The sequence below is a fragment of the Nitratireductor rhodophyticola genome (assembly GCF_019891355.1).
Classification (GTDB): domain Bacteria; phylum Pseudomonadota; class Alphaproteobacteria; order Rhizobiales; family Rhizobiaceae; genus Nitratireductor; species Nitratireductor rhodophyticola.
On sequence record NZ_JAHSSF010000002.1, the window covers coordinates 1,123,468 to 1,135,733 of the forward strand.

Genomic DNA, 12,266 nt, shown 5'->3' on the forward strand with positions numbered 1-12,266 from the left:
GGCACGAACCTATTCCCCGGCCAAGCGGATGACTCGCCCGATCCTGCTCAATTATTGCCTATTTCTGCCTTCTTCCTTGCGCGAAGGCGAGCGATCGTATCAAATGACCGCTCATGGAAGAGCAACTCAACGAACTCCGGAAGCTCGCGTCGCGGGCCAACAACTGGCGGACGGAAACCGGCATTTCACGTGTGGCCATGGTGCAGGGACCGATTCCCGAGCACGAGCTTGCTGCTGTCTATGATCCGATGGTCAACCTGATCCTGCGAGGCAGCAAGACGATGACGGTTGGCGATCATACACTGCGGTATGATCCCGCTACCTATTTCGTCATGTCCATTGATCTTCCGGCGGTCGGTGCCGTTCATCCGGCCAAATCAGGAGAGCCCTATCTAGCGGTCAACCTGACACTCGATCCGACTCTTGTCGCCACGCTTCTGGCAGAGGTGCCCAAACCTGTCGGAGGATGTATTTACGACAGCGGCTTCTCCGTCGCCTCGGTTACGCCAGAACTCCTTGACGCCTGGGTCCGCATGCTGCGCTTGATAGAGCAGCCCGCCGATATTCCGGTGCTCGCTCCCGCCTATGAGCGGGAAATCCTCTACCGCGTTCTGCAAGGCCCTCATGGTTGGATGTTGCGCGACATCGCGACACCCGACACCGCGCTGGCGCGTATCAGCCTCGCCATCCAATGGATCAGGCACAATTTCGCCAAGCCGCTCAGAGTGGAATCCCTTGCAGAGATGGCTGCGCTGAGCGTGTCGGCATTCCACCGGCATTTCAAGGCTGTCACTGCCCTCAGCCCGCTTCAATATCAGAAGCGCGTCCGCCTGCTTCAGGCACGCGCACTTCTCATCGCGGGAGAGGGAAACGCGACATCTGTAGCCTTCGGTGTTGGCTATGAGAGCGCCACGCAGTTCAGCCGGGAATACGCCCGTTTCTTCGGTCTGCCGCCCTCGCGCGATGCAGCGAGGCTACTTCGCGATGTGCGGGAGGCGGGGCGAGTCTAGCTACGACACCTGAATGTCGCGAGACGACAGAGCCTCGACAGACCGTATCACGTTCGTCTTAGCGGCATCGTTATAGTTGGCCGGTGCCGCCCAGAACGAAGATACTGGATCGGAGGTGACAGTTTACAGCCCGAGACCCCGCTGCCTCCCCAACTGCCAGGAAACCGAACCGCCCTGCACGATACCCGCGACCTCGCGGCCAAGTTCCCGGTCGATGACTGGCCGCCATGGGACAAGGGTGAACTCGTGGCTCTTCTCGACGATGGCGAACTTACCGCTCGATAGCTGCCTAGTGCCGGTGAACTTGCCGCTGATGGTCTCTCCGTCCGTGGCGGTGCGGAACAGCAGCGCCTTGCCCTCGGCCATCTCCGCGCCGACGCGGGCAACCTCCCGCTCGCGCAATGTGGCGAGAAGGCTGCGCCGATAGAAGATGCGGCCATCCCGGCTGCCTGTGGCGTCACCCTGTGCAATGTGATGCTCGCGTCGCCGGTCCATGGCTTCGCGGACCTGTTGCCCGAAGCCGGTCGGCGCAAAGTCGGCGGTCTTGCCGTGGATCATTCGCCGGTCGAGCCAGGTGGCGCCGTCCGCGCCGATCTGCTTTTCCAGATCGAAGGCCGACAGGACGCGAACGCTCGCCTGCCGGGTGCGGCCGGCGTCATAGGCGGCGGCGCGGCTCTCGAAGTCCTCGGGGATACGCCACTGATCGGCGTCGATCCGCTCGGCAATCCCCGCGCGGCGTAGCGCCTCCAGCCGGCGCACATGCGCATCGACATGGCCTTCATAGTCGCCGCCCGGAACGCGGCCCTCGAACTTCGCCTGCTCCAGATGGCGGCTCGGCCGATAGATGCCGTCCTCGGCGATGGCGGCAATGGTGCGGTCGGACGGCCGGGCCGTCGCCTCGGCGCGGCCGATCTCGATGACGCTCCCGATCCGGGCATCCTCCAACTGCATGGGGTCGATATTGGTGATGTGGTGCGTCCGCCCGTCGATCCCGTCCACGACGACGGTGAGATTGTCGCCCAGCTCGTTGGCGAGATACTTGTCGAGGACGCGGCCGGTGACGGGCATTGCGGGTGCGCCCTCATGGATACGGAAGGTCATGGGATCGCGTTCGATCCCATCGGCGGCGAGCGATCTTTGCATGTTGCGGATGATGTCGCCGCGCTCGCCCAGCTCGCGCAGGGTCGGCTCCAGCCGCTCGTTCAATTCCCAGACGCCGGGCGCGTGCTCGGTGGCGAGGCCCATCCGGCCCAGCTTGGACAGCCGGCGAAGGCGAAGCGTGCGCTCAAACTGCCGCTTCGGCTCTCCGGGTTCATGGCGCAGGTCGAGGAACCGCCCATCGGCTTCCCCGGCCATGGCCCGGTCGATGCGGGTGAAACGATCCTGGTCTATCTCTGCGGTGAGCTTTCGGGTTTGCTCGATCTCGCTGACGGAACCGAGTTCCAGCGTCGCCAACTCGCTGGCCCGCTCGCGGATACCATGAACGATGTAGTCGCCATTGATGACCAGATCCTGCCCCAGCTCGTCCTTGCCCCGGACGATGACATGCGCATGGGGATGACCGGTGTTGTAGTGATTGACCGCGACCCAATCGAGCCGAGTACCAAGATCGGCTTCCGTCCGGCCCATGAGGTCGCGGGTATAGGCCGTGAGGTCCGACAACTCGGCGCCGTCCTCGGGCGAGACGATGAAGCGGAACTGGTGGCGGTCGTCCTGACCGCGATCAAGGAAAGCGTCGCCATCGGCGCGGTCCTCGGTGCCCGAGTAGATTTGGCCGCGCTCGCCTTCGCGCGAGGTTCCGTCACGCTGGATATAGCGTAGGTGGGATTGCGCCTTCCGGCCCTTTCCGGGGTGAAGGATGTAGCGCTGCTGGACCATGACGCGGCGCGCGCCCGGCTGCCGGTGATGCCAGCCGCCACCGAGATTGCGGGTGCGCACGAAGACCGCGCCACGCCCGCGCTTCACGCCCTTGCCGCTCGACAGGACCACATGCGAACCGGCGGGGGGTGCGGGCGTGAACGCCGCCGTCCCGAAACCGACGCGGGGCGAGGTGCGGCGCTGCTGCCGGGCGATCTTCTTGGCTTGCGTGAGAAAGCTCTTGGTCTTGCCCGCGCGCGGCGTGTCCGAGCGGATGCGGCCGGGCTTCGGCCGGAAGCGGTTTTCGTCATCGGCGGTCATGGATGCGCCTCCGGCCCAAATCGCGGAAAATCGGGCAATCGGCGGCCATGGTGCCGGTCGAAACCCCGAAAGACCAAGGCGTTGCGCGAAATCGCGGCACTCAGCCGCTCAAGGCCATGGTGCCGAATTCGGCCCGCCAGCCAGTGTGCAGACAACAAGAATTTCCAGAACTGGCCCCTTGTGGTGCCGGTTCCTTCAATCTTGCCCTCCCTTCTTACCGCACTTTCCGTCCTTCCCGCCGGGACTCCAGCCAGGCGCAAACCTGCCCGACTGGACACCGGAACGGATCGCGCCGTGCGCTGGATCGCCGTCCTCATGGCGTTCCCCCGTCCTCGGCGCGGGCCACGAAAATGCCCCCGATTTCCGGCTCCGCACCGACAGGACCGCGCACCGGAACAGCTGCGTCTCCGTCGCCGGATTGCACCCCGGATGGCGGCGCGGCGACAGTCTGCGTGTCGGTTGGTCGCTTGACAAAGAGCGGAGCTTCGCGCCAGTCGGGCGATGGCCGCGCTGCATCGGGAGAACTCTCGCCGCCAAGGATCGGCGCGAGCGCGGCGACATAAGCGCGAGTCTCGGCGGGCAAGGCGCGGCCAGTCGCAAGGTATTCGTCGTAGCGACCGGGCCCGGCATTGTAGGCCGCCAGCATCGCCGCGACATTGCCATAGCGGTCGAACATCTCGCGCAGATAGGCCGTGCCTGCGAGGATGTTGTCGCGCGGCTCAAAGGGATCGCGACCGAGCCGATGACGGCTACGCAGGCCCGCCCAGGTGTCGGGCATGACCTGCATCAACCCCATCGCGCCGGCCGATGACATCGCGTGCACGTCGCCCGCGCTCTCAGTGCGCAGCACGGCGCGAATCCAATGCTCGGGGATGCCGAAGCGCTGCGACGCCTCGGCAATGTGAGTGGCACGAGGATGGGCGGCGGATTGAACGGCCGGCGTCGATTGCGCGACCGCGACCGCCGATCCGCCGCCGAACGACAGCACGCCGGTCAGTATCAGAACGACATAGCGCCATACCGCCCTGTCTCCGCCACGCCGCCAGCCTGCCAGCGTGCTCGCTGCGGTCAAGGGCAAGGCGCAAGCGCCGGCCGATGGCCGCCCCTGACCTTCGCTGCGCGCCCCGACCGTCTCGCGCCTGAGCGGGACGACGGGATGAGGCGGCTTTTCCGCGAACAACGGGATGAGGGTTTTGAGCGCAAGGATGACGCAGGATCGCATGGCCTTAGTCCCGCTCGTCGCGCGGCTTCGGGCGGCTCCAGTGCAGCGACCACGACGCGCCCGCATCGTCGTCGCGGAACAGGTTGGCGCGGATCGGATGCGGGAATGTGGGATCGTCCAGCAGGACGGAAAGATATTCGCCGGCCTTCTCGCCGGTGCGTTTCCAGGCTGCGCCGACCTCCGGGCCTGCCTCGTTGTTCATGCCGTCGAAGAGGTGAACGCGATAATCTGGTGCGTTCTCCGCATCGGGCGGGTTTGCCACGATGATGATGTCCTGATGCAGTAAGAGCGTCCCGAGGTTTCCGATGAAGCCGGCCTCGTCGCGCGTGAATTCACCAATCTGGGGCATGACAGTCTCCTTGGCGGTGAGGTTGGAAAAACCATCGGCGGGCACCGGTCCCACCGATGGGGAAGCGGTCATTGCGTCGGCGCACACCATTCGTAGCGGCCGTCGCCGTCCTCATCGGTCCAGAGCGGGACCGCCCGGCCGATGACGGAACTTGCGGGGATGGGTCCGAAATACCGGCCGTCGAGACTGTCGGGGACGTCCCAATTCATGAGGAAGATTTCGCCGTCGCCGATGACGCGGCAGCCTTGCCAGATGGGCAGATCGCGGCCGATCCGGTCGCGCTCCAGCGCGTCGCCCATCTCGATCCCATCCACCGTGATGGTGGATCGCAGGCGACAAACCCGTTGTCCCGGCAGGCCGAGGACGCGCTTCAGGAGCGGCACGCCGCGCCCGACATAGCCGCGTTCGACCATGAATCGCTCCAGCGGTTCGGGCGGCATGAGGGCGACCAGCTCCGGCACGTCGAGCGCATCGGCCGGTTCGACGGTGTAGAAGCCGACCGGCGCGCTGGCGGTAGCGTTCCAGATCAGATTTGTCGGAAGATCGGCAACGCTGGCGGCTGTAATGCCCGTGACGGCGAGCGCCGTTACCGTGAGGATGCGGCAGCGCATTATGGGTCGATCTTCTGGCGACCGAGCCAGGCGGCGTGCCGCTCAGGCGTATAGGCGTGAGGCTCCAGGCCGGCGGTCAGACGGTTGTGGACGTGCCGCCAGTGCTCCGGGGATATGTCGGCCGGATCGAGGCCGAGCGCTTCCACGGCGTCGATAGCCTGCAAAGCGCGCTGCACCTTCGCCCAGCTATCAAGACGCAACAGGACGTCGCCGCCGGGACGGACGAAAGGCAGCGTCTGGAACGGCTCGCCGCGGCCGATGGCACGCACGATGTCGATACGGGAAATGATCGTGCCATGCTCGCCGGCCGCCCATCGGACGAAGGCGAAGATGCTGTCCGGCGCGAAGCCGACGATGCTGCGGCGGCGGTCGAGGATCTGTTCGTAGCTCTTGCGGCCGAAGCGTATCCAGTGCTCGATCTTGCGTTTCTGGAAGGTCAGTTCGACCAATGTGGTGAAAGGCGCGGGTCCGTCCGGTAGCGGACGGCCATGCAAGCGGTGCGCCGCATTGCCGGTCATGGTTGATCTCCCTCGGAGGGTGGAAATTCGCGCGCCAGCAGGTCGCGCAGCATGTCGGTGACGGTGATCCCTCGCCGGAAGGCCGCGACCTTGATGCGGCCGCGCAGCGCGGGCGTGATGTCGATGGTCAGGCGGGCGGTGAACGCTTCGCTGATGGGTTTGCCTTTCGGTGGCGTTTCGGCCGCCCTGATCCAGCTTTCGGGATTGCCTGGCCGGGATGCGAAACCGCGCTTGCGGGTGCGTCCGGTCATGGCGCGGCCCTCCCGATACGCAGCCGGTCGATCTCGACGGCCAGCGCCGTGATCTCGCGTGCGGCGGGGCTGTCGCCGTCGATCTCGGATGCCAACCGGCCGGACTGCGCGGCCTCGGCGAAGACGACGCGCTGGCCGATGGTGGCGGCAAGCAAGGGCGGATCATGGTTGGCCAGCGTCTCGGCGGTCTCGCGGGCGATGACGGTGCGTGCGCCGCAACGGTTGAGAACGAAGCGGGCCGCCAACTCGGGCCGGTAGATGCGCGCTTCATTCAGAAGCGCCAGCATCTCGTCCGAAGCCCAACCGTCAAAGGGGGATGGCTGCACCGGGATCAGCACCAGGTCGGCGGCGAGCAGCGCCGAGCGCATGAGGCTGGCGACACGCGGCGGCCCATCGATGACGATCATGTCGGCATCGCGGGCCAGCTCCGGGGCTTCACGGTGCAGCGTGTCGCGGGCCAGGCCGATGGTGCTGAACAGCCTCGGCAACCCTTCATGGCTGCGCCGCTGCGACCAGTCGAGCGCGGAGCCTTGCGGGTCGGCGTCGATCAGGACCACACGCCGTCCTTGCGCCGGCCAGGTTCCCGCGAGATGCAGCGCCAGGGTGGTTTTGCCGACGCCGCCCTTCTGGTTCAAAAGCGCGACGATCACGACGCACCTCGCCCCGATCCGGGAGACCTGGCACCGGCACCATGGATCGCGTGCGCGCGCGTCAAAGAAGAAGAGTTAGTTTTATTGTTAGATTCTTCTATAGAGTCAGGCGCGCGATTTGCGCCTAATGTCCCGATACTGCGTGCGCCTAATGTCCCGATAGGATTCACAGGGGTTTCCACAGGCACTGTGGATAAGTTTTCGGGTAGAAAACGCAGCAATTCGCGCCCGTCCTCCCATTCGATTTGGAGGCTGTAGCCGGGCAGCGATTGGCGGGCCGCGAGTCGGCGCAGGTCGAGCGCGAAGTCGGACGGCCGCGCCGCGCTGCCGGATTTCCGGTGAAGGTGAGAAACCTCGAACGCCCAGCCCTCGGGCTGGCGTCCGGCGTGCTTGCGGGCGACGCGATACAGCCATCGCTCGATGCCGCCGGTCAGCCGGAAATAGGCTGGGTCGATGGTCAGCACCAGCGAGCGGTCGATGACGCTGTTGTAGAACCATTCCGGCAGGACGAACTCCATGCCCTCGACGCGGCCGGCGCGCGTCGTCATTTCCTCCCATTCGTTGATCCACGAGAATTGCCGCCGCCGCCAATGCTTCCCGTTGCGGATCGTGGTGGCGATGACGGTGGATTGCAGGCGTGTGAGCGCGGCCTTGAGCAACAGATAGTCGCGGTTGCCCGTCGCCCGCCCGATGGCGCGCAGGAGCTGGTAGGGCATGAAGCGGAAGAAGCGCGATGTGGCGAAGCCGTCATTCTCCGCCGCGACGATCTGGCTGGCGGCCCAGATCAGCACATCGGCATCCCAGATCGTCGCCATGCCGTGCTCGGGCATGGCGAACACCTGCACCTCCACATCGGCGGCTTGGTAGAGAATTGGCGTGGTGCGCGGGCGTTTCGCCAGTGAGAAGAACGGCCGTTCCATCAGGTCGCGTTGATCGCGCGGCGCGGCGTCGCCGGTCGCGACCACGAAGGGGTCGAGGCGGCTGCGCTCGCTGGTGTCGGTCGGCTGCGCGGGGCAGTCATCGTCGTCGCACAGCATTCAGCACTCACCCCGCTCTTCGGGGGTGAGTGGGCGCGCGGCGAAGACGGTGCCGGCACTTGTGTCGCTGGTGGATTTGCGCGCGCCGACGGCGCTCCAGGCTTCCAGATCGCGCAGTGTGTAGAGGACGCGACCGCCGATCTTTCGATAGAGCGGGCCGGTTCCGTAGGTGCGGTGTTTTTCGAGGGTGCGGATCGAAATGCCGAGGAAGCGTGCCGCTTCCTGTGTGCGCAGAAGGCGCGGCGGCAGGTCCGCATTGCGGCGGTTTGCCATGGAATACCTCCGGTTCGTCAATGGATGGCGCTGCCGAAGACGGCGGCGCGCTATGGCGAACCATGGCGAGGGACCGGCGCCCTGTAGCGTGCCGCATTTGCGCTCTCGCGCTGGCGGCACCCCCTTCGGGACGGGATCAGGCTGAAAAGACGGAGAGATTCAGCGTGTCAGCGGTGTCGCGCCAATTCGGCGAAGACAATTCCGTGCGGGTCGGTTAAGACTGAACACGGAGCAGACGCGCTGCTCTGGGGCTTAGTAACCCCTGACTAGCGGTTGGTGCCGACCGTGACAGCACCACGATCCTCGAACCTTATGGTCGGGGAGCCTATGGCATATGTCCAGGGCTTCTCGCCTAAAGGTCATAGGGCCGTCTAGTCACGGTTACTAACTCCCCGATCACCAGGTCAGAGGGGCCAATTGCGGGGGCGCACCGCAAGCCACGGCTCTTCCGGGTAGGAGGGGAACGACGATGCGAACGCCCGTCGAACTCGATCCCGATGTGGACGATGAAGCGCCAACGGGAAACGACATAACGCCCTACGACGAACAGCATTTCGTGACTTATCTGCGGCTGCTCGATGCGAAGGCGGAAGGCGCGGACTGGAAGGAAGTGGCCGAGATCGTGTTGCACCGCGATCCGGTCGGCGACGAGTTCAGGACACGTCGATGCTGGCAACGCCATCTCGAACGGGCGCAATGGCTTTCGCGTGAGGGTCACAAGCGGATACTGGAACAGGCTGCGGCCAACAGGGCGTGATGCCAGTGTACGATCAAGGCCCCGAATGCGAACCTTCCGGGCTTTTGGGTTGGCGGTGCATTGCAACAAGTCACCCGCGAACAGTGACTAAGAACGCCCCAACTATGGTAAGGTTCTCTTGATTGAGTTTCTAAGGGGCTAGGTATGGCTGGCGGTGAATGGGCGGTAGTGGCTGGTGCGGCCATAGGTATCTTGGGGACACTGGGAAGCACATGGCTGACTCATCATCTCAACGGTCGAAAGCAATCCCGAATAGATAAAGCTCGAAAGGACTTGCTGAAGAAAACTCTGGCGGAGGCCGAGAAAACCGGATGGATGTCCGTCGAAACCTTGGCGCACATCATCGGCGCGGACCTTGATACCACACGCGCCTTGTTGATCGAAATCGACGCCCGAGGGTCTATGAAGACCGAGAAGGAAATGTGGTCTCTCATTTCTCGGAACCCACTTCCCACCGATTCGAACGCCGGATGAACGAATACTTCCCAATTTTTGCGCCTGTCATCGGCATTGTCGGCGTGGTCGTCGGCGTGCTGCTCAACGAATTCATGCGTCGTCGTAACCGGCGGGAAATCTATGCGCCGAAGATTTTCGAGAAGCGCCTAGCGGCTTATGAAGGACTGATAGAGCAAATTCATCAAGGCAGCAAAGTCGCGAACGAGGTTATCGAAAGAGACGATTTTACGGAGGAACAACGTCACGACGTAATTGGCACCGTCGTTCACGGAATGGCCGAATTCACTGAGAAGAACCGACTTTATCTGAACGAAGACCTCACGGTTCACTGCATGGCTCTTTTCATGGGCGTCGAGGATATTCACGATGCGAGCGAAGAGGACAGGCAGGAGTTGCTTGAGCACTATCGTCAGATGCGGAAAGACGCGCTGCGGATGGCGGCTGAGGACTCTGGCGTCGCCGAAATCAACCGGCTATTCAATGCCATTAACAAGCCCAAAATCGACGGAGCGCTTATCCGCTATTTCCGTGAGGTCAAGCGGGAAGCAACGAGGGGGCGGTCAGGAGCGAATGGCGGCTAGGGGGTCGACTCGGCGTTTGGTCCACGAGTTGTAGGCCAAGTGGTGGTCGCAGTACCGTCGTTTTGAGTCTACGCCTGTCAGAGACCATCGCTGCCGGTCTTGATCGGATAGTGCAGCAGAAGCCGGTAGCCGCCGCGCATCATCCTGATGCCGTGGGCGACGAGGCGACGCGCCTTGTTCTTGCTCGGGTCGCTCTCGAAATCCTCCTTGTTGCCCCGAAAGCCAAGCAGGACTTCGGCGATAGTGCGATAGCTCTCGCCGCGTAGCCGGGCATCAAGCGCGCGCAGAGACAGGATATGCCATTGCCGGAGTTGGGCGGGCATGTTGCGGAAGTCGGGGCCAGGCTTTCGGCCTTTGAGGGATCGCCAGAAACGCCGTGCGGCATGTGCGCGAAGCTCCATGAAGTCGTCCAGAGGCAGTTTGACTGCGTAGAACGCCGCCGCATCCGGCACGGATTCGGACAGCCAGAATTGGTGTTCGAACCCATCTGCCTGCCAGATGCCATGCCAGCCATCGGCGGCCGGGCGCAAATCGAGGCCGCCGAGATGGGCGAGAACGACGGTCGGCTCGCTTGTCGTCTCATCTGGACTGGCCGGTACCAGTTTGATGGCTTGCGGCTGGACCCGCGGTGACCAGAACAGCGGATCGAGATCAGGCGCGGCGTCGGGATCGTGCGGGAAATCGCAAACCCCAGCGTCGGGCGAAGGCTTCCAGCTCGGTCGCATCCGGGCGTTTCGCGCGGACGAGAAGCTGAAAATCCTCTCGGTAATCGTCGTTACGACGGAGATATTCCCAGGCGAATCCGGCGGCAGGAATCTTTTGCGTGTGCCTGTAGGCCGCCGGCGCCCGCCAATTGATCTTCAGCATGGCGCACCCTCTCTTTACTCGCAGGTGCTTGGGCAGGCACCCGGAATAAAGAGTTTCGGTCTCTACCTATGCGGGAAATAGTCTGTATGATCTGAAACGTTGTTCGTATATCCAGAACACTTATAGTTATTTTCTTATTAACAGTGCTTGCATGATTTTGCGAGCCGGGCGCAGCCCGGCGAGCGCGGCCATGTTTTCTGGCATGGCCGCAACGCCGATCCGCGACGCCGGATCGGCGGAAAATTTGGGAGCCCTGAAAGCCTGAAAACCGGGAAGCCGCGCAACCGGGTTTCCGGCTGCGCGGCTCTGCTGGCTATGCGGCCTTCTCCAGCAAGGCCTTGGCCTTCGCCTCCAGTTCAAGGCGGCTGTCTTGATGGGCTTTGCTGCGGGCATGGGCTGTCATGCCTTGCACGAAATCGAAGATGCTTTCGGGCGGGCGGCCTTCCTCCTGCAAGACGGTTTCGATGATCTTGCCGGTCTCGGCCTTGCTGATCCCGCGCTTGCGCAGGAAGGTTTCGCGGTCCTCGTCGGTGCGGGCGACGATCCGCTCCCGCGCCGCCCTGATCCCGGCGACGAAGGGCGCGGGTGAGGAATGGGCGAAGCTGGTCAGCGCCGGGGCCGCTTCGTGGGCGAAGCGCTGCGCGGCAAACTTGCTGTGGCGGATACTGATTTCCTCGAACCCTTCCACGCCCCAAAGGTTGCGGTTCATGCAAACCGCCCGAAGATAGAAAGAGGCGATGCCGAGGGTCTTCGATCCGACTTCGCTGTTCCAGCAATAGAAGCCCCGGAAATAAAGGTCGGGGTCGCCGTTCGGCAGGCGTCCGGCCTCGATGGGGTGCGTATCGTCCACCAGAAACAGGAAAACGTCGCGGTCGCTGGCGTAAAGCGTGGTCGTATCCTTGGTCACGTCCACAATGGGATTGTGCGTCATCGTCGCCCAATCCAGCACGCCGGGCACCTTCCACATGGTATCGCCGACGCCATCGCCCGCGATGTTCATGACGGCGGCGACAAGCTCATGGTCCCAGATACGGCCATAGTCCGGGCCGGTCACGGCGCGAAGCTCAACGCGCCCGTCCTCGGTTTCCAGCGTTTTCACCAATTCACCGCGATGGCTGACAAGGCCATGTTGCAGGTTGATGCCCGCCAGCGGTGCGGGAAGATCGCGCAGGTAGCGAGCGGGTGCGCCGACAAGGTTGCAAAGCTGACCGAAACTCCAATGCGTCGGGGCGACAGGCTGCTCCTGTCCGGGCACGATCAGCGAAAGCCGTTCCGCATCGTCGCGGCTGGCTTCCACGCGCACGGCGCGGATCTCCACGGTGCGGGCCTTGGCTCGATCCGCTCGGGACTTCACGGCGTCATAAAGCTCGGTCAGCGACAGATACCGCTCATCATCCGGGCGCGAAAACCATTCTGATGAGATCCGGCTTATGTTCTGGCCGCGCGAAATGTCCACGCGGAAGCCCTTGGAAATGGGCGGCTGCTGATGGTTCAGGGTCATGGTGT

General features: G+C 63.7%; 16 protein-coding genes. 4 read left to right on the forward strand and 12 right to left on the reverse strand.

The genetic code is table 11. The features are described from left to right. The first annotated feature begins 113 nt into the window (after positions 1-113). Positions 114-1,010, forward strand: coding sequence for an AraC family transcriptional regulator (locus tag KUG85_RS10965; RefSeq protein WP_223005192.1), 897 nt, complete (start codon positions 114-116; stop codon positions 1,008-1,010). A 123-nt stretch (positions 1,011-1,133) separates the two neighbouring features. Here the strand turns inward: KUG85_RS10965 and KUG85_RS21215 are convergent, their stop codons facing one another. From KUG85_RS21215 to KUG85_RS11010, 9 genes are all read right to left on the reverse strand, one after another. Continuing rightward, positions 1,134-3,188: a relaxase/mobilization nuclease domain-containing protein gene (locus tag KUG85_RS21215; protein ID WP_322098564.1), complete on the reverse strand. Its 2,055-nt coding sequence runs from the start codon at positions 3,186-3,188 to the stop codon at positions 1,134-1,136. A gap of 313 nt (positions 3,189-3,501) precedes the next feature. Continuing rightward, positions 3,502-4,410 carry a lytic transglycosylase domain-containing protein gene (locus KUG85_RS10975; RefSeq protein WP_223005193.1) on the reverse strand — a complete coding sequence of 303 codons (909 nt, stop codon included), beginning with the start codon at positions 4,408-4,410 and terminating at the stop codon, positions 3,502-3,504. Between the two features lie 4 nt (positions 4,411-4,414). Next, positions 4,415-4,759: a DUF736 domain-containing protein gene (locus KUG85_RS10980; RefSeq protein ID WP_223005194.1), complete on the reverse strand. Its 345-nt coding sequence runs from the start codon at positions 4,757-4,759 to the stop codon at positions 4,415-4,417. Between the two features lie 68 nt (positions 4,760-4,827). Further along, on the reverse strand, positions 4,828-5,373 hold the full coding sequence (locus KUG85_RS10985) for a S26 family signal peptidase (protein ID WP_223005276.1): 546 nt from the start codon (positions 5,371-5,373) through the stop codon (positions 4,828-4,830). Further along, positions 5,370-5,888 (reverse strand): DUF2840 domain-containing protein, encoded by a 519-nt coding sequence (locus KUG85_RS10990; protein WP_223005195.1) that lies wholly within the window; start codon positions 5,886-5,888, stop codon positions 5,370-5,372. The genes KUG85_RS10985 and KUG85_RS10990 overlap by 4 nt, the downstream gene beginning before the upstream one ends. Then, positions 5,885-6,139: a hypothetical protein gene (locus KUG85_RS10995; protein WP_223005196.1), complete on the reverse strand. Its 255-nt coding sequence runs from the start codon at positions 6,137-6,139 to the stop codon at positions 5,885-5,887. Before KUG85_RS10995 ends, KUG85_RS10990 begins: the two co-directional genes overlap by 4 nt. Then, positions 6,136-6,789 (reverse strand): ParA family partition ATPase, encoded by a 654-nt coding sequence (parA, locus tag KUG85_RS11000; RefSeq protein ID WP_223005197.1) that lies wholly within the window; start codon positions 6,787-6,789, stop codon positions 6,136-6,138. Before parA ends, KUG85_RS10995 begins: the two co-directional genes overlap by 4 nt. Next, positions 6,786-7,826, reverse strand: coding sequence for a replication initiator protein A (locus KUG85_RS11005; protein ID WP_223005198.1), 1,041 nt, complete (start codon positions 7,824-7,826; stop codon positions 6,786-6,788). The genes parA and KUG85_RS11005 overlap by 4 nt, the downstream gene beginning before the upstream one ends. Next, positions 7,827-8,099, reverse strand: a complete 273-nt coding sequence (locus tag KUG85_RS11010) for a helix-turn-helix transcriptional regulator (protein ID WP_223005199.1) — start codon at positions 8,097-8,099, stop codon at positions 7,827-7,829. A 469-nt stretch (positions 8,100-8,568) separates the two neighbouring features. Between KUG85_RS11010 and KUG85_RS11015 the strand changes: the two genes are divergently transcribed. The 3 genes from KUG85_RS11015 (at position 8,569) to KUG85_RS11025 (ending at position 9,893) form a co-directional block, all read left to right on the forward strand. Then, the gene (locus tag KUG85_RS11015) at positions 8,569-8,856 is read left to right on the forward strand and encodes a DNA -binding domain-containing protein (protein WP_223005200.1); all 288 of its coding nucleotides are present in this window, start codon (positions 8,569-8,571) and stop codon (positions 8,854-8,856) included. Between the two features lie 144 nt (positions 8,857-9,000). Further along, positions 9,001-9,330 carry a hypothetical protein gene (locus KUG85_RS11020; RefSeq protein WP_223005201.1) on the forward strand — a complete coding sequence of 110 codons (330 nt, stop codon included), beginning with the start codon at positions 9,001-9,003 and terminating at the stop codon, positions 9,328-9,330. Then, complete coding sequence (locus tag KUG85_RS11025; protein ID WP_223005202.1) at positions 9,327-9,893, forward strand: hypothetical protein; 567 nt, start codon at positions 9,327-9,329, stop codon at positions 9,891-9,893. The genes KUG85_RS11020 and KUG85_RS11025 overlap by 4 nt, the downstream gene beginning before the upstream one ends. 77 nt (positions 9,894-9,970) lie before the next feature. Here KUG85_RS11025 and KUG85_RS11030 read toward each other — a convergent pair whose 3' ends face one another. From KUG85_RS11030 to KUG85_RS11040, 3 genes are all read right to left on the reverse strand, one after another. Continuing rightward, positions 9,971-10,618, reverse strand: a complete 648-nt coding sequence (locus KUG85_RS11030; RefSeq protein WP_223005203.1) for a DUF2285 domain-containing protein — start codon at positions 10,616-10,618, stop codon at positions 9,971-9,973. Then, positions 10,545-10,760, reverse strand: coding sequence for a transcriptional regulator domain-containing protein (locus tag KUG85_RS11035; protein ID WP_223005204.1), 216 nt, complete (start codon positions 10,758-10,760; stop codon positions 10,545-10,547). The genes KUG85_RS11030 and KUG85_RS11035 overlap by 74 nt, the downstream gene beginning before the upstream one ends. A 313-nt stretch (positions 10,761-11,073) precedes the next feature. Continuing rightward, positions 11,074-12,261: a DUF932 domain-containing protein gene (locus KUG85_RS11040; protein ID WP_223005277.1), complete on the reverse strand. Its 1,188-nt coding sequence runs from the start codon at positions 12,259-12,261 to the stop codon at positions 11,074-11,076. Between the last annotated feature and the right edge of the window lie 5 nt (positions 12,262-12,266).